Below are 24,844 nucleotides of genomic sequence, written 5' to 3'. Positions count from 1 at the left end.
ATGATTTTTATAGATATGCTTGGTTGAGTCTGACTTATGATTGGTTAAGTAGTATATAGGATTGGTCGGGGCTAACTTATGATTGGTTGAGTAGCATATATGATCGGTCAGGGCTGACTTATGATTGGTTGAGTAGCATATATGATCGTTCGCCTTACAGATATAGTCGGCTAACAAATTCTACTGATGAAAGCTCAACCAAACGGCTTCCTATCGTTTTCTACTGCATAAAAAAAGAAGAGGCAAATGCCTCTCCCGTTGATTACTTTTTTTAACACATTTATATTTCGACTACGTGCCTGCTAACAATCTGTTGTATTTCTGAGCCGTCCAGTGTTTCCTTTTGCATTAATAGATCCACCAACTGTTTGAATTCTGACGCGTGTTCTTTAATGAGGTTTTCTGTTTTGCGAAGTGCTTCATCAAAAAGAATTTGCATCTTCGCTTCTTTCTCGCTTTTATTGAAAGTTAGCGTGAAGCCGTTTTGTAATAAACCTGTATCAACCATGCGCTCGATGATTTCTTTCGCTTGTTGAACATCGCCGCTTACGCCAATACTGTGTTCGCCAAGATATATTCGTTCGGCAACGCCACCAGCAAGGATCATACTGACTTGGTCTAATAATTCACTATACGTAGACAAGTGAAGCTCTTTCTGAATCGGTGCTACATACCCAAGTGCTTGGCCGCGTGGAATAATTGTTGCTTTCCTTACTGAACCAGGCTTTGTTACTGCAGCTACTAGCGCGTGACCGGATTCATGAATGGCTACTCTTCTCTTCGTCTCCGGGTCATTCATCGAACGGGAGGCGCTTCCAAGAATGGTGCGGTCAATTGCAAAGTCAAGATCACTCTTAGCAATTTGTTCACGTCCATCTCGAATTGCTCTTCTGCTCGCTGTTTTAAAGAGAGAACTCAGTTCAGCTCCTGAAAATCCTGATGTACTTTCGGCAAGAGTATCTAATGCAGCAAAGACTTCATCAGCCAACAGCTTACCTCTCGTGTGAATATCAATAATTTCTCTTCTTCCAGTCGTATCAGGTAAGGGTACTTGGAATGAATAATCGATTCGACCTGGACGAAGAAAAGCTTCATCTAACATATCTTTTCGGTTCGTTGCTGCAATGAATAGCACACCGTCGTTATTATTGCCACCATCTAGCTGAACAAGAAGTTCCGTTAATGTTTTTTCCGCTTCTTCCCCACCATGTGTTTTCCGTTTACCTGCAAGTGCATCGACTTCATCAATAAATATGACTGCTGGTCGTTGCTTTCTTGCATTTTCAAACAGAGATCGTACACGGGAAGCACCTACACCAACAAATAGTTCTGTGAACGCTGACCCGCTGGACGAAAAAAAGGTTGCACCTATTTCGCGCGCAATTGCTTGTGCAAGTAAAGTCTTCCCTGTACCGGGTGGACCATATAAAAGAATCCCGTTAGGTGGCTGAATACCAACTTGGGCCGACCGTTTCGGATCTTTCACAATAGATAACGTCTGTAAAATCTCTTCCTTCATTTCTTCAGGAAGCCCACCAATATCTTGTAATGTTATATCGGGTAAAGGCGTCGATTTAGATGCGCTATTTTTCATAGAAGAGGCACCTACGCCGATCTTTCCTTTTTTATGAAGCACTATTAATGTAATGAGCAGCGTAATGAACACTCCTCCGAACAATAAACTACTAAATTTGCTTTGATCGGAATAGTTATATGATATATTATATTTTTCGACTAATTGTTCGACTAACTGGCTTTCAGGACGAACTTGAGTTACGTATTTCTCATCTTTCGTCTGTAAGTATAATGTTCCGTTCGACGTTTCTTTAAGCGATACAACTTGATTGTTTTGAGCTTGAATTGTCTTTTCCAATTCGGAAAACGATACTGCGATTCCTTTATTTGCATCAAAGAAGTACCACCCCACACTTGCTACTGTTCCAGTGACTAAGAGGACGAGAACCATAATCTTTGTTGCAAACTTCGAAACATGCTTCAAGCCTACGACAACTCCTTTTAGAATATACTTCTATTATAAGGGCTGATGAGCTATTATAACAGGTGGAATTATTGGATATGCTTGTACAAAGTATGAACGCTTGGTCGTTGGTATTAAATCCCATTAATTTATCACATAATAACAATGTTATCCACAGCACCTATGTCTGCTACACTATACTAGTAAGAAAATACCCGAATGATAGAGGAGAAAAAATGATTAAGAATATATTTACCAGTCTTTATTTAATCGCGGGTTTACTTGTTTTTGCAGGTTGCGGTCAAAGTACAACACAGTCACCTATACCTGATAATGTAAATGGGGATCCCGAATTAGTAGAAGAACAAGCAAACGAAGAACAGAACAAAGTTGTTGAAGTGGAGAATGCAGATTCCATTGAACAGCAAAATCTACCGCTCTCGAAGATGAAAGTTCATTACATAGATGTCGGACAGGCAGACGCCACATTGATTGAATACAACCAGGGTGATGAAGCATTTGCAGTACTCATCGATACCGGAGATTGGAGCTCCACAGAAGTTGTGTCCTATCTTCAAGCCCACAACATAACAGACATCGATATTGTCGCGATTACGCATCCCCATGCAGATCACATTGGGCAACTGGATAAAATCATCCGTACATTTGATGTATCAGAAGTATGGATGAATGGTGAAACTACGAATTCGCAAGTTTTCACGAGTGCACTTGCTGCAATTGAAGACAATAACGTAGATTACTATGAGCCGGAGGTTGGCGATGTATTCGACATTGGGCCGCTAGAGGTTGCAGTACTTCATCCGAAATCGCTGTCAGGCGATACAAATAACAATTCGATTGCGATTCGTTTACAATACGGAGAGATTTCCTTCCTCTTTACTGGTGACAGTGAAGAGGAAGCAGAAAGTGAAATGCTTAGTAGTGGTGCAAACCTAAAGGCAGATATTTTACAAGTTGGTCACCATGGCTCGAAAACATCAACAACCGATAGTTTTCTAAAGGCCGTTCAACCAGATATAGCGATTTATTCGGCAAGTGTTGACAATCAATACGGACATCCGCATATCGAAACGATTAATCGGCTTGAAAAAAGCGGTGTTCTTGTTTATGGAACGGATATTCATGGAACAGTTATTGTCGAAACAGATGGCAAGACTTTTAGCGTCCATACAAATAACCAAGGGACTATAAAGCACACACCACCTGAAGTAGAAACTGAAGTTGTACCTACACCTGAACCAAAAAATGAGACACAGCCAGTTTCAAGTGCCTCATGTGTTAATATCAACTCAGCAAGTGAAGTGGAGGTACAGCGCATTATCCACATCGGTCCCGCCCGTTCACAAGATTTGATCCAACTCCGCCCTTACCAATCAGTTGACGATCTTAGTAAAATAAAAGGCATCGGACCTGCCCGGATTACCGACATTCTCACGCAAGGCATTGCGTGCATAGGAGGATAATTATGTATTTAGCATATCTCGATCGGTTCACAGACGACGATAAAGCACTTCTTTTAGTTGAAAAATTGCAGAAAGAATTCCATGTCGACATAAACACGCTCCCAATTGACAGCAAGGCTGGCACATGGTTTTCAGTTGAAATCCAAGGTGATGAAATCATTTCATTCCAAGTAGATGAAGGAAAAACAGCTGAAATGGAACAAGAAGTAGACGACAGAATACAACGGTTAAAATCCAAGAAAACCAGTCGCTTCAAACGAAACTAGTTGTAGTAACAACTGTCATAAATCAAAGAAAAGCTGTCGCGCCCATTGTAAAAAATGGATGTGACAGCTTTACTGTTTTACTGTTTTTTAGTTACATCTAGTCTTTCATTACCCATATAGAAAACGGCAATAACTGCAATTCCAACTGGTATAAGTGACCAGAGATATGTGGCTGAAATTGATGTAGACATTGCACTTACAATCACATCCAATATATCTGGGGGGATGTTGGCGCGAGCTTCTGGCTGAAATACCGTTTGGATATTTCCAAGTGATTCCGGACCGCCCTGCCCGTTTCCGCCAAGTTTCGCAAAACCAGTGGTCATTTCACTTGTTAGCAATTTCGTTTGAATCGCACCGAAGATGGTAATCCCGAGGGCAAGGCCTAACGAACGGAAAAACGAGTTCGTTGAGTTAGCCGATCCCCTATAGCGGTAGTCCATTTCATGCATCGACGCAGAGGGCAATAATGAAAATGAAAACCCTACGCCAAATCCAACAAGTACCATAAATAGGGATAATGCGATTCGTGATGTATCAGGTGTGATTGTGCTCATTAACACCATACCGATTGAATAAGCGATAACCGAGATCACCATGATATTGCGATACGATGTTTTCGTCTGCAATATTCCCCCAAGTGCACTTCCAGCGACCGAACCAAGAAGCATCGGCATAAGAATAATTCCCGCATTTGTGGCAGATCCACCGTATACAGCCTGCACAAAAAGAGGGATGAAAATTGTCAGGCCAATAAATGTAGCACCATATAAGAATGCCAGGGCCTGGGATGAAGCAAAAAGTCTGTTCTTGAACATCCAAAATGAAATAATCGGTTCTTTTGCTCTCGTTTCAGCCCATATGAAGACAATAAAAAAGACAATAAATATACTAAAGAGGGTAATACTTTGCCATGATAACCACTCAAACTTTTTCCCGCCCAATTCAAGCCCAAACATCAGGCTGACGACAGCTGTAACAAGTGTAATTGCTCCTAGCCAGTCGATTGTCTGCTTGATCGGTTGTGCAGCTTCTTTATAATAGCGAATGATCAAGAATAAAGAAATCGCGCCGATTGGAATATTGACGTAAAATACCCAGTGCCAGCTTATTGATTCCGTAATCCATGCGCCTAGCAAAGGACCTAGAACACTTGAAGCGCCAAATACAGCACCAAGAAGGCCTGTCATTTTACCACGCTGTTCAGGAGGAAATACATCAAAGACAATAGTGAATGCAATTGGTAATAATGCCCCTCCCCCAATTCCTTGGATCGCCCGGAATACCGCAAGCTGCGGAACCGTTTGTGCAAGCCCACAAAGAGCAGACCCAACTAAGAAAACAATGATACCAAATAAAAAGAACCTTTTTCGTCCATACATATCGGATAACTTTCCGAAAATCGGCATACCCGCAAGTACAGCTACTGCATAAGCAGACGTAATCCAAATGTAGCTGTCCACACCGCCCAAATCTCCCAATATTGAACCGAGCGCTGTCGCTACAATTGTATTATCCATTGCAGCCATTAATATTCCCAATAAAATCCCCGTCAAAACGAGGCGTAATCGTGTCTTATCTTCCAATGCAGTCTCTCCTTCATTAAACACCGTTGTGAATTTTATAATGCTTTGCTTGTAAAAATAACCAAACATTTCATAACTAAGTATACGAATTATAGCAGCAGAGTTTCTACATTACAATGCTGTTTCAACACTTATTTAATTACTGATGCGAATTGTATTCGATTAAATTCCAGGCTCTAAACTGTCAAAAACTAGAAGCCTTACTAATCTAGCTGGATCTTTCTTAATCTAATTGAAACTTAGACGTAAGGTTGAGCGTCTATATCCTGGTACACTTTTTCGAATGACACCTACTGGAGGAACTATAATGAATCGAGCAGATATGAAGAAAATTAAGAAACGTAGAAAATGGCCATGGGTCATTGCAGTAATCAGCCTAATAATCGGCGGTTTTGCATTGAATGTCTATTTTGACTTGACGTCAACGTTGAAAGCTATGTATAAACCGATTGACCGCGAATTATCTGAGAAGCGAGCAGAAGGAATTACTTTGGGTAACCAAGATCCGTTTTCAGTGCTTGTCTTGGGTGTTGATGAACGCGAAGGTGATAAAGGTCGCTCGGATACGATGATTGTAATGGCCGTTAATCCTAAGTTAAAAACGACGAAAATGGTCAGTATTCCAAGGGATACGTACACAGAGATCATTGGCCACGGGACCACAGATAAATTAAACCATGCGTATGCATTCGGTGGCATTCAGATGTCACTGGATTCGGTCGAGAATCTACTGGATATTCCCATTGATTATGTTATGGAAGTCAATATGGAAGGTTTCCAGACAATTGTAGATACCGTCGGCGGTATCAGTGTTAACAATCCTTTTGAATTTACACAGGATTCGATTCATTACGCTACTGGTGACATCACCTTGGACGGCAAAGAAGCACTATCCTATGTGCGGATGCGGAAAGGCGACCCTAACGGCGACTTCGGGCGTCAAGATCGACAGAAACAGGTAATTGAAGGAGTACTGCATGAAGGAACCTCCATAAAGAGTCTGTTAAAATACCGCAGTGTCTTCAATGCCCTGGGTGACAATGTAAAAACAAATATGACGTTCGATGAAATGGTAGACGTCCAAAAGAATTACCGTGACGCGGCTGGTAAAGTGGAGCAACTTCATTTTGAAAAAGGTGAAGGCAAGCGAATGAACGGCGGTATATGGTATTACATTATGGATGAAACAGAATTACAGGAAGTTACAGGTACCATGAAGCAACATTTGGAATTGAATTAAAGTAATCCGCGGAATGTTAAACTCCGCGGATTTTTTGATGTTGTTTGCTATGGGTTTCCACTTGCTGCTTTTGAGTGTACCTACTGTTTCACGGATTTACCCGTGATTTCCGAACATACCCTCGGATCCACCAATAATTCTCTCTATACCCGCACTTGCCCATTTCCACGGATGACATACTTTGTCGTTGTCAACGCCTTTAATCCCATCGGACCCCGTGCATGCAATTTCTGTGTGCTAATTCCAATCTCCGCGCCATAACCAAATTCAAAACCATCCGTAAATCGAGTCGAAGCATTATGATAGACTGCGGCGGCATCGACATAATTCAAGAAAATCGTAGCATGCTTTTCATCATTGGTGATAATCGCTTCGGAATGCTTTGTCCCGTATTTGGTAATATGAGTAATTGCTTCCTCCATACTCGTTACAATTTTTACACTAACTGTTAACCCGAGATATTCCGTTGACCAATCTGATTCGGATGCAGCTCGCACCTTTTCACATTCTCGAACAACAGTTTCATCTCCGTATATCTCCACATCGTTCTCCTGCAATTTTTCGATAAGTCCTTTTCCATACAACGTAAACCACTTGTCATGGATTAAGATTGTTTCAATGGCATTGCAAACGGATGGACGCTGAATCTTTGCATTCAATGCAATATTAGTAGCCATTTCTAGCTCTGCTGATTCGTCAATATAGATGTGGCAATTACCCGCCCCAGTTTGAATGACCGGAACTGTTGCTTCACGAATTACTGTTTCAATAAGTGTTTTGCCACCCCTTGGAATTAGAACGTCCAAGTATTCATTAAGCCGGAACAGTTCTTTTGCCGTCTCCCTGCTCGTATCTTCAATTAATTGGATAGATATTTTGGGAACATCACTTTTATCAAGAGCAGCATGAATTGACTTTATAAGAGCCAAGTTCGAATATTTCGCAGAAGAACTTCCGCGTAAAATGACGGCGTTCCCCGTTTTAAGGGCAAGCGTCGCCGCGTCAACAGTGACATTCGGTCTCGCTTCATAAATCATACCGATAACGCCAATTGGTACCCGCTTCACTTCAATAAGCAATGCATTGTCTTTTTCAATGGTCTCCACTGTCTCTCCAATCGGATCCTGTAATTCGATTAACAGATGGATTGCATTCGCCATGTCTTCTATTCGTTTTCCAGTGAGTAGGATGCGGTCAAGAATTGCGTCAGTAAAACCTTTCGCTTTTCCATCGTCCAAGTCTTTCTGATTTTCAGCAAGTATGGGCGTTTGATCGGCCACTAATTGTTCGGCAATTAATGCCAGTGCTTTGTTCTTTTGGTCGGTTGTGATGTTCACCAACGAATAACTTACTTCTTTTGCAGTTTTCCCTTTTAAGTGTACTTCGCTCATGCTAAATCCCCTCATTTCATATTTGTGCCCAGCGGTCCCGGTGAATGACTTCAACAGCCGATGAAACTAGTTCACCTTCTTTTTCCTTGTTTCTGTCTTCAATCGCGTTTCTTAATTCACCAGAAGAATAACTTACTTCTCCTTTACCTAAAATCCCATTCACGCCAAATACTTCAACAACGTCACCTTTGTGAAAATCCCCGTTTACTTTAACAACACCTGCAGGTAATAAGCTTTTTCCGTTATATAAAATAGCCACTTCCGCCCCTTGATCAACGTGAAGTTCACCTGTCGATTCGGAATGCAACACGATCCATTGTCTGCTCGTATTAATCTTAACGATAGCTGGATTGGAAATATAGGTGCCGTCGCCTCCCCCCTGTAAAATCGTTAGTAGTTTATTCGAACCTTCTCCCCTTCCGATGAAAACGGAAACACCTAGTGATGTTGCTGTTTTTGCAGCTAGTAGTTTTGATTTCATGCCACCTGTTCCCACTTTTGATCCCGTATCGGCAGTTCCTTTTAGTAAGTCATCTGTAATCTGTTCAAGATAATCAAGTCGTTTCGCTAATGGATATTTGCGTGGATTTGATTCATAAAGTCCATTAATATCCGTTAAAATAATAAGCTGGTCCGCATGGAGAAAGCCACTGACAAGTGCTGACAGCATATCATTGTCACCGAAAGTCAGTTCTTCAACAGAGACTGTGTCGTTTTCATTAATAATGGGCACGATTCCGCGTTCCAACAGTTCCGTCATAGTCGCAAATGCATTCCTATAGCGCTCACGATTCGAAAAATCGATTCGTGTCAATAAAATCTGAGCTGGCACGATTCCATGAACACTAAACTTTTCAATATAAGATTGCATTAACAAACCCTGGCCCACCGCCGAAGCCGCCTGTTTCCCTTTGATTGTTATTGGCCGCGATGAATAGCCTAACTTTGCAAACCCAGCCGCGACTGCACCAGAAGAAACAAGGATCACTTCATGCCCTGCTTTACGTAGTACGGCAAGCGCATCGATATGATCGTTGAATTTCGTTTGATCGATTTCACCTTTTACATTTGTTAAAGAACTGCTTCCTATTTTCACGACAATCCGTTGTTTTTTCATTCCTATACCCCATTCCTTCTTGTGGTGGAAAACAAAAAAAGCCCACTCGTCCTGATATTAAGGACGAAAGGGCTTAGCTTCCGCGGTACCACCATAATTGGATGCATGCGAACACATCCCACTTATCCCCATAACGCCGAGGGGGGCGCCTATGTTTTACATAAGACTACGAAGGTAGGTTCTGCGATTGTCGTGACGGAATCTTACAGCTGATAAATTCCGCTCTCTTTCACAACATGGATTCGCATAGTAATCCTTCATCACCGTTCAAGTTTTAGAAGATTTTAAACAATCATACAACACTTAACTGAATTGTCAAGCGTGTATGAGTGAACTACTTTTACTTCAGATATTATGAACGGACAATGAATATCGTCACTGCCCCTCTAAAGTAATGACAAATAGTAATACTCCCATATGTCGGTGCCTTTTCAGGCATAGAAGTTCATTTTATTATGAGCAAGATGGTGACGAGAACAACAGGTAGAATTGCGAATAGAACGAATTTCTTATACATTTTTTCGTTAGTTCAAGCTTAGAACGTTTTTCAACTATTTAGAGCACCCTATAGATTATCCATAACATTTAATCTTTTAAACCATTCAGCATAGTTTCTTAAAATTAAACCGGCTTGCGCTGCGCTAACCAATTCAAAAGTTCTGTCGAAGTCATTGGCTTAGCAAAATAATAGCCTTGGAAGATTAACGACTCCGACTCTTGGCTTAGAAATTGTACTTGCTCTTCAGTTTCTACACCTTCTAGTACAATATCTAAATTTAACGTTCGACCGATTGCGAGAATCGCCTTGAGAATAGATGAATCTTTCTCAGATTGTGGTACATCGTCAATAAATGACTTATCTATTTTCAAAGTCGAAATCGGCAATCTTTTCAAGTAAGACAAAGATGAAACTCCTGTTCCGAAATCATCCAATGCTACAGAAAAACCTTTTTCTCGAAACGTATTGAGGGCTTTCACCGCATCTTCAATCGAATTCACTACACTCGTTTCCGTAATTTCTAATTCTAAATTATACGGTTCCAATTTATACTTTTTCACCATTTCCGTTAATACATTAAGTAGGATTGGTGATGTAACATAATCCCCAGGAATATTAATTGAAACGGGGTGTACTTGGAAAGTCGTTTTTCCCCACTCTGCAATCTGTTTGCAAACTTGCTCGATTATCCAGTTCGTGACGTCTCCTATTCGTGTGCTTTGTTCAAGTATTGGTATGAAAGTTACTGGAGATAGCATACCGTATTTCGGATGCTTCCAACGAATCAAAGCTTCAAACCCCGACAATTCATTAGTACTAGCCCTTACTTTCGGCTGATAAACCATGAATAATTGTCCTTCGTGCATCGCACCTTCTATACTCTCTAGGATTTCTTCTTCGAATGAATGAGAATGGATTGCATTATCAAAACGAATCACCTGGTAATCATAGCGTGTCGATGGATGCTCTAACACAGTAAGCGCTTCTGTATACAAACGCTTCGGATCCCGATGTTCTTCCGTAGTTGACATCGCGCAGACCGCTTCAATCTTAATTAATTTGCCATCGATTTCAGTCAGTGCTTTAAGTTGCTCTGCAACCTTATTCATGGTGCGTTCAAACTCAACGATTCCGTCCACCCCCTGAAGAAGAAAGACAAAACGCTTGCCCTGAAGCTGGTAAAGTTTCATAGAGGATGATGACCACTGAGAGAAAAAACGTCCCAAATACTGAATAACTTTGTCTCCGAAAATATACCCTTGTTCAACATTGATTTTTTCAATGTCGGGGATATACCACATTGCAAGACTTCCATCATAAGAGGGACTGTTCAACATTTTCTCAAAGCTCCGCCTGTTTGGGATTCTCGTTAAGGACTCGAAATAGTTTACGCGGTAATCAATATACCGATCAATAAAACTCGATAATAGTAATAATAGCAGCAATAGACCCAAACCAATTGAAACTGAAATGTTAAGATAGTTCATATCCATTTGATGAATCTCATGCAGACTATCAATCTTGTCACGATGAATATAGTAAGTAGTCCCCATGAGTCCGGTATAATGCATGCTAGAAATTGCTAACCCCATAACGAGCGAAGTAACTGTTTTCAGGAGTTTATTTTTCAAAAGATGCTGAAGAGAAGAAAAAATGTAGATTGCGATAAAAGAAATACTAATTGCAATCGCCACAGATGCAGTAAAAATTGTGCGATCATATGTATAGATAGCATCTGATTCCATAGACGCCATCCCAATGTAATGCATGGCAGAGATACCAATTCCCATTGCGACACCCGAAATCAAACTTAATCCAATCGTTTTTCGCGTGCGGTTGACTAAAGTAAACACTAAAAATGAACTTGCAATTGCTGGAATAATCGACAAAAATGTAAGCTCAGGTTTGTAAGTCATCGAAATGGGTAATAAATAGGCACCCATTCCAATAAAATGCATGGACCATATCCCGAACCCCAAAGCAACCGATGCTAATATGAGCCACAAATTTCGATGAAAAAAGCTATTCTCTTGCATTCGCTCATTCATGGATATCGCGGTATAGGAAGCAAAGCTCGCAATGATAACGGACAAAAGAATGATTGAAAAAGAGTATTCACCAACAACTACACTATATGATTCCATGGAAGGATGAGTAAACAAAATCGGTTCTCCTTTACAACTATTATAAGATAAATCTCTACTAATTATAGTTCTATATAATCATGTGTCAACCTGTTCCATTCTACCTTCAAGATTATTTCACAGCATTTCGAAAAAAATTCCTATCTTCAGGTTAACTTTGGTTAATCAACACATGTTCAATCCGTAACAATAACATTCTGCAATCTAAGATATTACTATTTTGTTATTGTTGTAAAAAGTAGCAAACCCACCTTCTCTTCTTCCTATACCCAGTAAAAGCCCAATCGTCCTGGTATTAAGGACGATTGGGCTTAACTTTCGCGGCGATAATTCCCTCTATGTTTTTGCATAAGATTACGAAGGCAAATGCAGGAGTTTGTGATGTTGGGATTCGCTAGCTGATAAATCCCATTCTCTTTCACACCTTATTGCCACATATTACTCCTTCTTCACCACTCAATTACCGATAGTTTCAAATAACCAAACAATACTGAATTTGATTTGTGAAGCATTGATTAATTCGAAGAATCTATTTTACCAACTGTTCCTTTTTTCCTTGCCCATGTGAAGATAATTGCAGCAATTAATGTGAAACCTAGGTAGCCCATCACTGGATAGACAGTACCAACAAGTGTGATGAATCCAATAAAACTCGCGCCGAACGCAGCTACACCAAAAATTGTAACGGCACCTTTAAAACGCACTGTTTCAGTTTTAACGATACGAGCTGAAAATGCGTATAACATTCCAACCGCTGTATTGTAAATCATCCCCAATAAGATAATGGACATAATTGCCCCCATTATTGGGCTAATATTATTTGCCAAAAACAGCATTGGCATCGGTACACTTGCAATCGCTTTTAACTGAGTCAGCATTGAGACATTGATAAGCAGGATGAGTAGTCCCAATCCAAGACCACCGATGATTCCACCCCATGCCGCAATCTTCTCATCCTTTACAGTGCCACCCATAACCGTGAGCATCGCGGCTCCAGCTGCCAAATTATAAGAGACATATAAAATTGCGCCCAGTAGCCAATGGGATGCACCTCTATTTTGAGTGACAACAGCGGCTGACAGATCAGCAGTAGCAAAGTCAAAATTTATTAATGAGTAAACTGTAATTACGATCACTATTAATAGTAAAAACGGAGTAAATGCTCCGATGAGTGTAATCACTTTTTGAACACTCAACGTTACCGTCAATATGGTTACAATCGCCATCAAAATACTTCCAATGAAACTAGGAATGCCAAATTGCTGTTCAAAAATTGCGCCAGCCCCTGAGAACATGACTACAGTTACCCCGAAAAGGAAAAATGTAATAATAACATCAACAAGTACCCCTAAATAACGACCACATATATGATAGATTACACGTTGATGAGACTTAGTTTGCAAACGACTTCCCAATTGTGTCAAGTTCATCCCTAAAAATGCAAATAAGACAGTTGCTACAAGTGTTCCAACGATACTAATTGGTCCAAAACTAGTGAAAAACTGTAAAATTTCCTGACCTGATGCAAATCCTGCTCCAACAATCACTCCGATAAAAGCTCCAGCGATTTGAAAACTTTTTCTCATTACTCATCCCCCGTTTTAGCCGCAGTGTCTCTTTATAGTCAAACTACTACAATAGATTTTATTTTCTGATTTCTCCAATCAGAAAGGACGATTTAAGTCATCCTTCCCTACACCTATTCAGCCTTTCTCATCACACCTCATTCAGCTTTGAAGTGTAACTCGTCTACCGTGAATTTATTCATAGCTTTCAAGTTGGGTTCGTAACCTATTCCATATGCGGTTGGAACAGTAATATAGCCGTCCTCCACTACAACTTCTGGAGTAATAACGTCTTCCTCCCAGTAACGTGAGGATCCAGCAGTGTCGCCTGGTAATATGAAGTTTGGAAGTGTTGTGAGCGCTACATTATGCGCACGGCCGATTCCTGATTCCAGCATTCCGCCGCACCAAACAGGTATTTGACGTTCCATGCAATAATCATGAATTTTCTTCGCTTCAGTAAGACCTCCAACACGACCGATTTTAATGTTAATGATTTGCGTACTACCAAGCTCAATCGCTTTTCGTGTATCTTCAAGGGAGTGAATGCTTTCATCCAAACAGATTGGTGTTTTCAATTGTTTTTGTAATTTCGCATGGTCGATAATATCGTCTGAAGCAAGCGGCTGTTCAATCATCGTCAAGTTAAATTCATCCAGCTGTTTGAGAAGTTCAATGTCGTCCAATGTATAAGCCGAGTTGGCATCTGCCATAAGTGGCACATCCGGGAAATTCTTGCGCAACTCGCGGATTACATCAACGTCATAGCCCGGTTTGATTTTCACTTTAATACGCTTGTATCCCTCTTCCACAAAACCACGTACCGTTTCGACTAGATTAGCAATATTTTCATGGATCCCGATACTGATACCCACTTCAATTTTATCGCGTTCGCCACCAAGAGCCTTCGCCAATGTCAATTTGTTACGCTTAGCATAAAGATCCCAAATTGCGCCTTCCAAAGTGGATTTCGCCATATTATTTTTACGGATGGCAGCGAACAATTCACTTACTTCGTCGGGATGTCCGATTTCCCTTCCTAATACGATAGGTATCAGAAAATCACGGATCATATGTAAATTCGTTTCAAGTGTTTCTTCGCTGTACCAAGGCGAGTGAAATGCCACTGACTCCCCCCATCCCGTATTACCCAGCTCATCTTTCACTTCAAGTAACAGAAAATCTTTATCTTGGAACGTACCAAAACTAGTTGTGAACGGGTGCTTCATTCTCATTTTCATTTTTCGGATGTTGATTTCTTTTATAATCATTCGGATTCTCCTCTATTTTTTATTGTCAGTGGAATTGTGTTTCTTTTTACAAATTGATAATAATGAACGCCTTCTTCAGACCTATTCACTCCTACTAGCGCATAGCCAGAACCAAATAACGATTGAAAAACGGTCCTTATTTTCAATCGCCAGTCGAGCGCTAGTTCAGGTTCATTCTTTTTGATCGACTGAAATTGTTCTGGTACCGGAACTTCAACACCAACACTGTTTAACAGGACATTTTCCGAATCCACAACTAGTGTTGGATTTCCTTTATGGGATTTCTCAACTATAAATGGTCGATCATAGTCGGAAACTTGCGGTGTCCACTTGTCCTCGACCCTTTCGCTCGAAACCCACCATTCGACTTGAAGACGGTCTGATGGTAATCCTTTGTTCAAACCATCTTCCATTTCACCGTAACAATTCACTAAATAAGTATCACAAATTGCGTACAGTTTCGACACATTTAAATAAGCATTGCGACTTTCCAATGGATCGAATGTCCAAGTAATCAAATTGTATCCCATTTCCTTGGCAATTTTAAGCTGTTCATCCTTTAGCAACTTTCCGATTCCCATCAGTTGATAGTTCGGAAGAATGCCAAGCATATGTGAACATAAATACGGCTTACCATTGGTGAAACCCGGAAAACCATATGAAAAGCCAACGATTTCATCACCTAAGAAAGCGCCTAACAATAACCCGCCATTTTTCGCTGCTGTATAGGTTTGATGAGTCGGTATCGGTTCAAGGCCCCAGATTGCTCGTTCAAGCGATTGGACCAGGCGCATGTCTTCATTGGTTTCTAGTTTGCGAATGGATAGGTTGACGTCCATTTGGTTCACTTCCTTCTCTCTAACTGCCCGAATGAATGGATGACCGTTCGAACGAGTATTTCAATTCCGGTCAGTATACTATCATGATTGAATGTCATGTTGGGATGATGAAGGCCTGGCGATAAGTCGCAGCCAAGACCGAGCATTGTCGCTTTAACAGAAGGTCTTTTTAATGTGTAGTAATGGAAGTCTTCTCCGCCTGGTGTGACAATAGGCGGCACCAAAAATTGTTCCCCAACTGTTTCCCTTATCGCTTGTGCCATCATTTCGACAGCAGTGTCATCGACTTGGGCAGCTGCAATTTCCGCGATTATTTCATAATTAATGATAACATCAGACAGTTCTGCAACCGAACTAATCGCTTTATCAACTAAATTCATCAGTTTGTCCATAACCACGTTTGTTTGGGCGCGTAAATCCAGACTAAATACTGCACTTCCGGGAATGATGTTGGCTGACTCTCCACCCGCTTGGAACATCGTCATTTTTGCAGAATGCGGGACCATTGGGTCAACGTGGATGGAGTGGATTGCCTGTACGAGAAGTGCCATCACTTCTATGGCGTTTTGTCCAAGATGCGGTCTTGCTCCATGCGCATCTGTCCCCACGATTGTTCCTTTAATCATTTTTGCAGCACCATGCATAATGGTTGGGGATGCATAGCCATGACCGATTTCTTGAATCGGACGGAGATGGACACCATACAAATAGTCGATATCGTCAACGATCCCTTTTTCCACAAATGATAATGCGCCCGTCCCCTTTTCCTCAGCTGGTTGAAAAATCACTTTTAGTCGCCCGTTTTTCGGATACCTAAGCTTTTTCAAAACGAGTAAAGCGCCAATTGCAATCGTCATATGCGCATCATGTCCGCATGAATGGTTCGCTTGAAAGACCCCATCCACTTCCTGCCAGAGTGCATCGATATCTGTTCGAAGTCCAATACAAGGATCACCAGACCCCAGTGTTACTACAAGTCCCGTTGAATCGTCGAATGTCGTAACTTGAAATCCTTCATTCTCTAACAATTGTTGCAAATAATTTGTCGTCTCAAATTCCTGCCAACTAATTTCAGGATGTGAGTGTAAATGGTTAAAAACCTTTTCAACAATCGGCTTCATTTCTTGTAACACTGCTTTCATTTTCAATCAACTCCTTCAACAAATAAGAAATCGCTTGGTATCGATTGATACGTTTCACGTCTTTTTTCGAAACTGTCCTTCTCCTTCACGGACAATCCTGCAATAATCGCATTCATGAATGAAAATAGAGAAGCCGTTGCATCGAGCGTCGACTTGTTAGGCGAATAAATTGGAAATAACAAATCACTGAATGTATGAATCGGGGCTAACATTGAATCAGTAATTCCGATAATGAAAGCTTGTTGTCTATGTGCCAATTCCGCAATTTGAATTGTTTCTTTCAAGTACCGATGAAACGAAATGGCGATGACAACGGACTTATCGTTCATTTGACTGAGCGTTTGGATTACATCCTCCGTTTCCGGTCGTAACAGTCTGACATTTCCTTTCACTAAACCAAGCGTGTATGAGAGCCAATTGGCTGCAGTATACGAAGAGCGCAGACCAAGAATATAAATGGTTTCTGCTTGAGAGAGCTGCTCGATTGCCTTTTCGTAGTCTTCTTCTTTAATTTGTTTCATCGTCTCTCCAATCGCTATTCGATCCCGCTCCATCACTTTTGTGAAAAAATGCGGTGCCTGTTCAAGTTCCAGTTTAGATTTCTGATATGTTGTGAAGCTACTCTCTTGAAATAGCAATTGTTCACGGATGACCTTTTGTAGTTCGCCATAACCAGAGAGATGCAGGCTATAGCAAAAGCGAATGACTGTCGTTTCGCTGACACCGATTTTCTTCCCAATTTCTTGTGCCGTAGACATCGCAATATTTCTTGGGTTATCGATTATATAAGTCGCGACTTTTTTCTGGCTTTTTGACAGTTGGTCGTAATACTCGTGAATCAGATCCTTTAATTTCATCTTCACTCTTCCTTTTTGAAGTTCTTCCGTCATTATCTTTTCAAATGAAGTTTTGACTTCATATTAATTATTTTATTACCTTAACATACTTGTTCGCGGAATACAATGTATTTTCTGATACTTATACTTTCCTGGGAACCTTTAGCCTCTGTTTCAATTACTACTCGAAAATTACTTGCTATATATGTTGAATTAATGAATCCCTTGAACCTGCTGTGACGCTCAATAAGGAGAGAGTTGTAATTCCGGATATTATAGGTTGTAGAACGCTTGGCGCTCAGCGAAGGCGCGACTTCGTGGTAGCCGGAGCGATAAGACTAAGGAGGGATGCAGTTCAATCCCTCCCAAGCGGTCTTCTTTCTGGCTTATCGCGGGAGACATGCACAAAGCGTCGAAGCGATATTGGCGGGAATTCTAATTAGTTCTAAGTATTGGGACTTTTTCAGTGGCCTCCCAAAAGCCTTTGTAATGCGCATACGCCGTATTCATTTGGTCAACATATATAGAGCTATCATTTAGGGTTATACATACGTTAAATATGGTAAAATAGCTATGCGAGGTGGTTATATAATGAATGAAAACGAAAAAATTCTTGGGGATGAACGTCGCCAATTAATCGTCGATACGTTACAGACGTCCGATAAACCTATTACAGGAAGAATACTCGGAGATATGACAAATGTCAGCCGTCAGGTGATTGTTGGAGATATTACATTGCTGAAAGCAAAAAACGAACCTATTGTCGCAACAAGTCAGGGCTATATTTATATGCATGTGCAAGCGGCACCCAAGAGAATCGAAAAGACGATTGTTTGCAAACATACTCCGGACCAAACGATGGAAGAGTTGAACATTTTTGTCGATAACGGCGTTACAGTAAAGGACGTCAAAATTGAGCATCCTGTCTATGGAGATCTTAGTGCGTCAATAATGGTTTCCAATCGGAATGAAGTAAAAGAATTCATCAAGCGAATCAAAGAGGCAGATGCAATTTATTTATCAAAGCTAACAGAAGGTGGTATTCATCTTCATACGGTATTGGCGGACGACGAAGAATATATCAGAAAAGCGGAAGAAGCACTTAGAAAAGCTGATATTCTCGTCGAATGAAAAAATAAATCGGGAGTTATATTTTCATTCGGTGCAAATAGCATACAAACTTGAAAAGGTCGATTTCCCATACGAGAAATCGACCTTTTCAAGTTTACCAAAAAGTAATTGCCATCCATCTCCTCAAAATTGAATAGGGTATTCTTTTGATTCATTATCATCAACAAATTCTAAGTCCCTATATGACTTCATTCCATAATAATTTTAATGAAAAATTCATGTTCTTCATCTATACCTACGCAATATTGTTTATCAAGTGTTATTTTCATTGGAAAAATTTCAGATTTCTTTTCCGAGAACAGCCATCTTCTACCTATGCTAGCTAAAATAATAAAAACACCATTTTTATTTTCTTGCATAAAGTTTAAAGAAGAAGTAGTAATTGGATCATTATCACTATCAAAAATATTTATTTCTTTGAATTGCTCACCAACCCTTGGTGAATCTTTTACAATTAAACCAATTTCACTGATATTCAAAATGTTATTTACTGCAAATGTCGATTCGCTATTTGGATTTACATAGTATCGAGCTATGAGTTCTACTATATTTCCTGCTGGATCTTCAAAATAGCAAGCATGTGCAGGCCAAAATGCAAAATCAGCCTCGTCTTCTCCGTCTTCTAATAAAAGCGTTGTTTTTCCTATTAACCATTCCTTCGCTTCTTGAAATTGATTGGGTGGAATATTAAATGCAAAGTGATAATATGGCTCCCCTACTACATTTTCATTCGTAAATTCTAAAATGCTAGTTCCTACTTGAATTTGAAAACTTTTTGGACTTTCACCACAAAGAGAAAAACCTAAATATTGCGTATAAAATTCTTTCATTATTTCTAATTTACCTGTTTGTAATGTCAGTATTTTTATTTCCATAAACAATATTCTCCTCATCAAGAAAATTTAATAGTTCATTTTTAAAATTCTATGTCACTTTTCCACTTATAATGCGTGTAAAATAATTGAATAGGCAAAGTAACTATTAATGCCAAAGTTAATACTATTTTTAGTGAATAAGAGATCTCGGAAATAAGTAGCATTATAATCAGAATAATACTAGGTGGAATCATCCATAAAGTCCTAATAAACTTTTTTCTATAATTCAATCTCCAGTAAATTAAACCGCTATTACGACCATTTTTCAATGTAAATACCTCCGCATTATAAAACCACTAAGTAACATTAAGTAATAAAAGATTCTTTCTTCTGTTTTCGTCATAAAGTTAGTGCCATACATAAAAAGTTATCCCAGCTATTAAAGGTAATGAACCTGTATTAGCATCGATAAAGCATTCTAATAAATTCAAATCTACTTCCATTTGTCTCCTGCATAAATGTATCAACTTCATCAAACCCGATTTCACTATATATTTTTATAGCTCTTTGATTGAAAGTTGCTACTGATAATGTTATTTTTTCTGGTCTGTATTTTGATTTAGCAAAATCCAAACCTGCTTGGACAAATTCCAAACCGTTGCCATTACCAGTTAAATCTGGTCTCATGCCTAACCCTATATCAATGGTGTTGTTAGCTACTTCATTAAAAGTATAGAAGCCTATAGCATCATTGTCTTTAGTAACAAAGAAGTTTGAGTCACCCCGTTTTTGAGCTTCTAAGAACTCAACTAAATCTTCTTTATCTGCTACCATATCGTAAAAAGAATATTCCGCATTATAGTGCCAATTATATGCAATCTCTTCCGCTTGTTCTTGTGTCATAATTTCAAACTTATATCCCACAATTATCCCCCTCTTAATATTTCCAGACATTTCCAATTACAACTAACTGTCCGCAATAGATAAGTATTTATTGTTATCCCTGCCTTTTTCCTGTTCCACACGAAACGTGCTAGTTTTCTAGCAATCTGTGTTCCATCCCTTCGATCACTTTCTGTTGGTCAAGAATAATTTATAAGAGTCATAAACCTTTTTTATAATAAATAAGTGTCGTGCTGTCATTTATTTTCTTGGTTTCTCCTGTTTTTATAAAGCCCATCTTTTCATATAAATAACAATTACGTTTTTCTTCCGCTATAGTAGCCAACTCCCAACTAACCGCTTGAGGAAAAAGTCCCTCTATTTGTGATATTGCTTTCTGGGCAATTCCTTGCCCCTGGTATTTCGGTTGTATAAACATTGGGCTGATCCAAAATTCAGTTTCCTCTTTCCACCAGATACTAATAGCGCCAACAAGAATAGTATCCGATTTTATTTTATAAACTCCTCCTGACGTGTTGTTTATCCTTGTTATCATTCGCTGAATCGTTTCATTCGCTGGATTAGTATTGTAATCCTCATAAACTTCAAGTAATGGTAAAAATGCATTTACTTGTATATCAAAAAGAGATTGCGCATCAAATTCGTTTGCTTTTTCTAACGTAACTTCCATAACTGGTACCCCATTTCTACTAATAAAATCATTGTTATAGTGAATCAAAAGACAATATAGTCCTTCCAGTTCACAGTGAAATCTCCTACTACTAAAATCAATATTATCAATAGAAATAATCCAATTGGAATCATTAAGCTTATATAAGTTTCGCTCCATTTATACAGAGTTTTTCGCTTGCTAAAATACCTATCTATCATAAAGTAAATTAGAGCCGCGGGCAGACTAATCCAAAGTAATAATAATCCGAAAATCATATGAAAAAGTAACGATAGAAAACACTCTAACTTTACTGACTCATTTTTCGTGAATTTGGATGAAAGTAAGTCGCTTACTAGAAGAAGTAAACACCCCATATAGAAGAATGGCCGGAAAACTGTATAGAATATACCCTTGCGTTGTAACTAAAATCTTTCCCAAATATCGCCATAGTGAGTACACGTTACTTTCGTAGAAGTATGGTGTCACTAACGCTAATAATATTGCATAAATAGGAACTGTAATCGCCGCAGTTATTATTTTCCTCGGCAACGCTCTGCTAATAACTTCTTTAACGCTCAATCTTCCCACCCTAACTGATAAGCAATTCGATCAGGCATTTCGTTTAATCATTTCTTCTGTATAATCTACCAAAGTGCGATAAGATGAAGTTCCGTTTAGAAAGTGAGATGCCTCAATCACAGCCCCTAGCGAATTTAATTGAATTCTTTGTTTCGACATATTTAGTTCTTAATTTACTAATTTTCTAAAAAGATTTTTTCGGTAATCCCGTTCCATACTACCTTCAAAACCAGCTTCTCTTCTTGTTTCGTTGAAGGGCTATTAGAACTTAAACTTTTGTGTTGAAACTTACCTTTTTCGTTCAATGAAACATTGTTTGTACCAAAATTCAGCACTCCATTGGTGCTTGTTTCAACGAAATAATCAAAGGTTTTAACACTGTCTAACTCATTACCTTTATAAATAATCTGAATTTCATATTGTTCATCTCCGTCAGTTTGGGTCACGGTCACTTCTGCCCACCAATTTTCGCCTTCACCAACGAATGTCAATTCTTTTGTTTGCCATGCACTAAAAAATACACTCATTGAAACTATGAGAATGAATAAAACTTTTTTCAACGCCTCCCCTTCCTTGCGAAACGATATAGTAAAATAAGAACTGCGATTGCAAACAAAGCAATTACGCAGATATATAATGGATTAAATATATCTGAGTTCTCCTTGTCAATAAGCGCTACATTGTTTCCACTGCTAGGATTCTTGTGACTCGTTTTTAGAAAATCAGCATAATAAGTTGCGATTTCTTCATTTTCATTATTTATTATGCCGTTAAGGACTTGAACCATACCATTTGGCCCTCCTACAGGTGTAAGAAATGTCGCAGAATCACTCTTTTCTAAAAACAGAAGAAACTCACCGCCTTCGTTCTGAAATCCCTCAGCCCAACCGACATCATACATGTCAATTCCAGCGATTATTTGTTTAGTAGCCTCTCCTTTATAAACATTTTCAACGGCAAACGTATATCCTTGAAAAATAAATTCACTGTCTATCGGCTTACTTGAAAAGTCGTAAGTTCCACTTATAACTACTTCAGCTTCGTCGCTAACTTCTTGCGGGTCCATCTCGATCCAACTTGTAGCAGAAACACTTACGCTTACTATCATCATTGATAAAAAGACAGTCATTACGAAAAGTCGATACACTAATCTTTTCATAAAGGCACCTTCCTTTTATTTATTTGACGCCTCTTGAGCAAGAAGGTTCATTATTAAGAATAATTTAATAACAATACAATGGAAATAAAAAAGCAATTCAAATTAAAGCAGTATAGCTTTAATATTTTTTTACAGGCTAATTAACCCCTAATAATTCCATGACTCATTCCAATCAGAACTTCTTTTCCGCTTTGATTATGATAAAAGGTAATCATGGCTATTGTCTTAAATTCAACTTCTGTTATCGTGAATTCACAAGTAATCGTGTCCCCTGACAGGGCGAAGGTAACCACTTAACATCTCTCTTGCAATATTAACTAAATCCCCGATACTCGCAGTAAAAGACCTTGTACATAAAGCTCCCTTTTTCATCTCATTCCATATGATATTTTCCCTTATCACCTATTACCTCTGAAAACTGTTGTGTTTCTTCCACATTAAACGTTTTTAATCACGTGAAAATAGCCCCAACTTTAAGCTTCATTATTCAATCGCTCCCACTATTAATCTGACTTCATTGAATAAAGAGTATCACTTTCAAGCTTGAATGAATAGTCACTCATTAACAATTACCTGTTAAACATTACTTACTTTTATCGAAAAAGTTATTCCATTTTAAAATTTCCTCAACTTTGGAAAAGGTGTTTAATCTTTAATATATAAAATAACCTTGTCTATGTAACTATCTATTTGTTTTCCGTAATTTACTTCTAAACATTCAAGGGTTAAAGGATTCTTACTAGCCTCTACCTGTTCCCTAAATGCAAATTCGGAGTCAACTTGACTTATTTGGCTAATTATCCGTATACGTTCCTTTAGCCTTATTTGAATCACCTTAAAACCATTCAGATAGTATTCCACATATTTATACCTAAAATAATGTTTCTTAAACAACCCTACTTTTTTAGTGATAAATAGCGTCCTCAAATAATTGGTACGATGAACTTTGTAATATCTAACTTCCCTTTCCGCTTTTACGATCAAAAATTATTTCCCTTTTTATTCCTACTGTCTAATTGTTTTAAGGACAAGGGGAAGACAATAACCCTTACACGAGGAATTTAGTTTCATACTGTAATTAAGAATAGGAGGTGAAAAAAATGGGATATCATGAAAATAATCATTATGAGAAGAACTATTGTGAGAAGAAAAAGGATTCAAAAAGCATGGAAGCAAAATTAGAAGATATTTTGATACAACTTCAACAACAAAAGCAATGGCAATTCCAGTATCAAAATCAAAATCAATACCAAAATCAATTACAGTATCAAGATCAAGACCAGAAGCAAGCTCAAGTCGATACTGATACAAGTACCTTCGAAAATATCGGAAGTCCAACAATCACTATTACTAATAACGTAGATGTTGTTGCAGTCGCTGTTGCCGTCGCAGCATTATTACAAGGTCCATTAGGAGCAGGTCTTTCTTTTGATACAGTAAAAGAATTGAAGAATATGCTTCAAGCATAATAGTATTTGTTTCACCTATATATATTGAATAATTGAATAGCTATATAAGCTGAGGGAAGGCGTCTTACACGGGTAGCCTCCTAGCGAATTTAATAGAATTCTTTATTTCAACATATATGATTAAAATTTTCTGCCACAAATTACTGAACTAACGTCCGTGAATACGAATAGCTTTGTAAGGTCTGACTTCTCTTTCCGCTTCTAGCTATTAAAACCCAAGTTTCCTTTTAATTTTTAATTATTAGTTTTTCAGGGTCAAAGAAGAACAAAAAACTTACATGATGGATTTGATTTCATATTGTAATTAAGAATAGGAGGAGAAAAAATGGGAAATCATTCAAAAAAGTGTGATTGTTATCATTGTAATGAAAAGAATCATTATGATAAGTACGATTGTTGTGAGAATAAAAAGGATTTAAGAAACATGGAAGCAAAATTAGATGATATTTTGATACAACTTCAACAACAAAATCAATGGCAATTCCAATATCAAAATCAATACCAGAAACAATTCCAGTATCAAGATCAAGATCAAAACCAGAAGCAAACTCAAGCTGATACTGATACAAGTACCTTCGAAAATATAGGAAGTCCAACAATCACTGTTACAAATAACGTTGATGTTGTTGCGGTCGCTGTTGCCGTCGCAGCATTATTACAGGGACCATTAGGTACAGGCATTTCTCTTGATGCCGTCAAAGAATTGAAGAATATACTTCAAGCATAATAGTAATCGATTCATCTAATTTGAATTTTCTCAGTAGCGGAGAATGCATAG

Annotated in this window: 21 protein-coding genes; 6 read left to right on the top strand and 15 right to left on the bottom strand. The window is 38.8% G+C overall.

Features of this window, described 5'->3' with window-relative positions; all coding sequences use genetic code 11:
- Positions 1-280 precede the first annotated feature (280 nt).
- Positions 281-1,999 carry an AAA family ATPase gene (locus tag ACP8HG_RS04215; protein ID WP_438298230.1) on the bottom strand — a complete coding sequence of 573 codons (1,719 nt, stop codon included), beginning with the start codon at positions 1,997-1,999 and terminating at the stop codon, positions 281-283.
- A gap of 215 nt (positions 2,000-2,214) precedes the next feature.
- Between ACP8HG_RS04215 and ACP8HG_RS04210 the strand changes: the two genes are divergently transcribed.
- Together ACP8HG_RS04210 and ACP8HG_RS04205 are read left to right on the top strand one after the other, a co-directional pair.
- Positions 2,215-3,462, top strand: coding sequence for an MBL fold metallo-hydrolase (locus ACP8HG_RS04210; RefSeq protein ID WP_438298229.1), 1,248 nt, complete (start codon positions 2,215-2,217; stop codon positions 3,460-3,462).
- 2 nt (positions 3,463-3,464) lie between these two features.
- Entirely contained in the window at positions 3,465-3,728 is a 264-nt protein-coding gene (locus ACP8HG_RS04205) for a DUF3006 family protein (RefSeq protein ID WP_067208454.1), read from the top strand.
- 77 nt (positions 3,729-3,805) lie between these two features.
- Here ACP8HG_RS04205 and ACP8HG_RS04200 read toward each other — a convergent pair whose 3' ends face one another.
- Complete coding sequence (locus tag ACP8HG_RS04200; protein WP_438298228.1) at positions 3,806-5,314, bottom strand: MDR family MFS transporter; 1,509 nt, start codon at positions 5,312-5,314, stop codon at positions 3,806-3,808.
- Positions 5,315-5,621: 307 nt separating this feature from the next.
- Here ACP8HG_RS04200 and ACP8HG_RS04195 point away from each other — a divergent pair, with 307 nt between their 5' ends.
- Positions 5,622-6,554 carry an LCP family glycopolymer transferase gene (locus ACP8HG_RS04195; protein WP_304627123.1) on the top strand — a complete coding sequence of 311 codons (933 nt, stop codon included), beginning with the start codon at positions 5,622-5,624 and terminating at the stop codon, positions 6,552-6,554.
- 143 nt (positions 6,555-6,697) lie between these two features.
- Here ACP8HG_RS04195 and ACP8HG_RS04190 read toward each other — a convergent pair whose 3' ends face one another.
- The 8 genes from ACP8HG_RS04190 to ACP8HG_RS04155 form a co-directional block, all read right to left on the bottom strand.
- On the bottom strand, positions 6,698-7,945 hold the full coding sequence (locus tag ACP8HG_RS04190) for a glutamate-5-semialdehyde dehydrogenase (protein ID WP_438298227.1): 1,248 nt from the start codon (positions 7,943-7,945) through the stop codon (positions 6,698-6,700).
- A gap of 16 nt (positions 7,946-7,961) precedes the next feature.
- The gene (gene proB, locus ACP8HG_RS04185) at positions 7,962-9,062 is read right to left on the bottom strand and encodes a glutamate 5-kinase (protein ID WP_438298226.1); all 1,101 of its coding nucleotides are present in this window, start codon (positions 9,060-9,062) and stop codon (positions 7,962-7,964) included.
- Positions 9,063-9,683: 621 nt separating this feature from the next.
- Entirely contained in the window at positions 9,684-11,705 is a 2,022-nt protein-coding gene (locus ACP8HG_RS04180) for a bifunctional diguanylate cyclase/phosphodiesterase (protein ID WP_438298225.1), read from the bottom strand.
- Between the two features lie 515 nt (positions 11,706-12,220).
- Positions 12,221-13,291: a YkvI family membrane protein gene (locus ACP8HG_RS04175; protein WP_438298223.1), complete on the bottom strand. Its 1,071-nt coding sequence runs from the start codon at positions 13,289-13,291 to the stop codon at positions 12,221-12,223.
- Between the two features lie 137 nt (positions 13,292-13,428).
- Positions 13,429-14,541, bottom strand: coding sequence for an o-succinylbenzoate synthase (gene menC, locus ACP8HG_RS04170; protein WP_067208439.1), 1,113 nt, complete (start codon positions 14,539-14,541; stop codon positions 13,429-13,431).
- A complete protein-coding gene (locus ACP8HG_RS04165; protein WP_067208436.1) occupies positions 14,538-15,380 on the bottom strand; it encodes a GNAT family N-acetyltransferase in 843 nt (280 codons plus the stop codon). The genes menC and ACP8HG_RS04165 overlap by 4 nt, the downstream gene beginning before the upstream one ends.
- Positions 15,381-15,385: 5 nt before the next feature.
- The gene (locus tag ACP8HG_RS04160; RefSeq protein WP_438298222.1) at positions 15,386-16,522 is read right to left on the bottom strand and encodes a M20 peptidase aminoacylase family protein; all 1,137 of its coding nucleotides are present in this window, start codon (positions 16,520-16,522) and stop codon (positions 15,386-15,388) included.
- A 2-nt stretch (positions 16,523-16,524) separates the two neighbouring features.
- The gene (locus ACP8HG_RS04155) at positions 16,525-17,412 is read right to left on the bottom strand and encodes a MurR/RpiR family transcriptional regulator (protein WP_438298221.1); all 888 of its coding nucleotides are present in this window, start codon (positions 17,410-17,412) and stop codon (positions 16,525-16,527) included.
- A gap of 537 nt (positions 17,413-17,949) precedes the next feature.
- Between ACP8HG_RS04155 and ACP8HG_RS04150 the strand changes: the two genes are divergently transcribed.
- Entirely contained in the window at positions 17,950-18,489 is a 540-nt protein-coding gene (locus tag ACP8HG_RS04150; protein WP_338652638.1) for a transcription repressor NadR, read from the top strand.
- Positions 18,490-18,677: 188 nt separating this feature from the next.
- Here ACP8HG_RS04150 and ACP8HG_RS04145 read toward each other — a convergent pair whose 3' ends face one another.
- From ACP8HG_RS04145 to ACP8HG_RS04125, 5 genes are all read right to left on the bottom strand, one after another.
- A complete protein-coding gene (locus tag ACP8HG_RS04145; RefSeq protein ID WP_338652639.1) occupies positions 18,678-19,364 on the bottom strand; it encodes a hypothetical protein in 687 nt (228 codons plus the stop codon).
- Positions 19,365-19,763: 399 nt separating this feature from the next.
- Positions 19,764-20,228 (bottom strand): GNAT family N-acetyltransferase, encoded by a 465-nt coding sequence (locus ACP8HG_RS04140; protein WP_338652640.1) that lies wholly within the window; start codon positions 20,226-20,228, stop codon positions 19,764-19,766.
- Between the two features lie 178 nt (positions 20,229-20,406).
- Positions 20,407-20,877: a GNAT family N-acetyltransferase gene (locus tag ACP8HG_RS04135; protein ID WP_338652641.1), complete on the bottom strand. Its 471-nt coding sequence runs from the start codon at positions 20,875-20,877 to the stop codon at positions 20,407-20,409.
- A 737-nt stretch (positions 20,878-21,614) separates the two neighbouring features.
- The gene (locus tag ACP8HG_RS04130; RefSeq protein ID WP_067208416.1) at positions 21,615-21,998 is read right to left on the bottom strand and encodes a hypothetical protein; all 384 of its coding nucleotides are present in this window, start codon (positions 21,996-21,998) and stop codon (positions 21,615-21,617) included.
- Positions 21,995-22,597: a hypothetical protein gene (locus tag ACP8HG_RS04125; protein WP_338652642.1), complete on the bottom strand. Its 603-nt coding sequence runs from the start codon at positions 22,595-22,597 to the stop codon at positions 21,995-21,997. The genes ACP8HG_RS04130 and ACP8HG_RS04125 overlap by 4 nt, the downstream gene beginning before the upstream one ends.
- A 1,100-nt stretch (positions 22,598-23,697) precedes the next feature.
- Here ACP8HG_RS04125 and ACP8HG_RS04120 point away from each other — a divergent pair.
- Together ACP8HG_RS04120 and ACP8HG_RS04115 are read left to right on the top strand one after the other, a co-directional pair.
- Positions 23,698-24,066 (top strand): hypothetical protein, encoded by a 369-nt coding sequence (locus tag ACP8HG_RS04120; RefSeq protein WP_187047516.1) that lies wholly within the window; start codon positions 23,698-23,700, stop codon positions 24,064-24,066.
- Positions 24,067-24,391: 325 nt separating this feature from the next.
- Positions 24,392-24,793: a hypothetical protein gene (locus ACP8HG_RS04115; protein WP_338652643.1), complete on the top strand. Its 402-nt coding sequence runs from the start codon at positions 24,392-24,394 to the stop codon at positions 24,791-24,793.
- Positions 24,794-24,844 lie beyond the last annotated feature (51 nt).

This window comes from Sporosarcina sp. FA15 (assembly GCF_051550195.1).
Taxonomy (GTDB): Bacteria; Bacillota; Bacilli; order Bacillales_A; family Planococcaceae; genus Sporosarcina; species Sporosarcina psychrophila.
This window is presented reverse-complemented; position numbering and strand designations above follow the sequence as displayed.

Coding starts and splice junctions, on each gene's coding strand:
- ACP8HG_RS04210 (WP_438298229.1), top strand. CDS start 2,215: ATGATTAAGAATATATTTACCAGTCTTTATTTAATCGCGGGTTTACTT.
- ACP8HG_RS04205 (WP_067208454.1), top strand. CDS start 3,465: ATGTATTTAGCATATCTCGATCGGTTCACAGACGACGATAAAGCACTT.
- ACP8HG_RS04195 (WP_304627123.1), top strand. CDS start 5,622: ATGAATCGAGCAGATATGAAGAAAATTAAGAAACGTAGAAAATGGCCA.
- ACP8HG_RS04190 (WP_438298227.1), bottom strand. CDS start 7,945: ATGAGCGAAGTACACTTAAAAGGGAAAACTGCAAAAGAAGTAAGTTAT.
- proB (WP_438298226.1), bottom strand. CDS start 9,062: ATGAAAAAACAACGGATTGTCGTGAAAATAGGAAGCAGTTCTTTAACA.
- ACP8HG_RS04180 (WP_438298225.1), bottom strand. CDS start 11,705: ATGGAATCATATAGTGTAGTTGTTGGTGAATACTCTTTTTCAATCATT.
- ACP8HG_RS04175 (WP_438298223.1), bottom strand. CDS start 13,291: ATGAGAAAAAGTTTTCAAATCGCTGGAGCTTTTATCGGAGTGATTGTT.
- menC (WP_067208439.1), bottom strand. CDS start 14,541: ATGATTATAAAAGAAATCAACATCCGAAAAATGAAAATGAGAATGAAG.
- ACP8HG_RS04165 (WP_067208436.1), bottom strand. CDS start 15,380: ATGGACGTCAACCTATCCATTCGCAAACTAGAAACCAATGAAGACATG.
- ACP8HG_RS04160 (WP_438298222.1), bottom strand. CDS start 16,522: ATGAAAGCAGTGTTACAAGAAATGAAGCCGATTGTTGAAAAGGTTTTT.
- ACP8HG_RS04155 (WP_438298221.1), bottom strand. CDS start 17,412: ATGACGGAAGAACTTCAAAAAGGAAGAGTGAAGATGAAATTAAAGGAT.
- ACP8HG_RS04150 (WP_338652638.1), top strand. CDS start 17,950: ATGAATGAAAACGAAAAAATTCTTGGGGATGAACGTCGCCAATTAATC.
- ACP8HG_RS04145 (WP_338652639.1), bottom strand. CDS start 19,364: ATGGAAATAAAAATACTGACATTACAAACAGGTAAATTAGAAATAATG.
- ACP8HG_RS04135 (WP_338652641.1), bottom strand. CDS start 20,877: ATGGAAGTTACGTTAGAAAAAGCAAACGAATTTGATGCGCAATCTCTT.
- ACP8HG_RS04125 (WP_338652642.1), bottom strand. CDS start 22,597: ATGAAAAGATTAGTGTATCGACTTTTCGTAATGACTGTCTTTTTATCA.
- ACP8HG_RS04120 (WP_187047516.1), top strand. CDS start 23,698: ATGGGATATCATGAAAATAATCATTATGAGAAGAACTATTGTGAGAAG.
- ACP8HG_RS04115 (WP_338652643.1), top strand. CDS start 24,392: ATGGGAAATCATTCAAAAAAGTGTGATTGTTATCATTGTAATGAAAAG.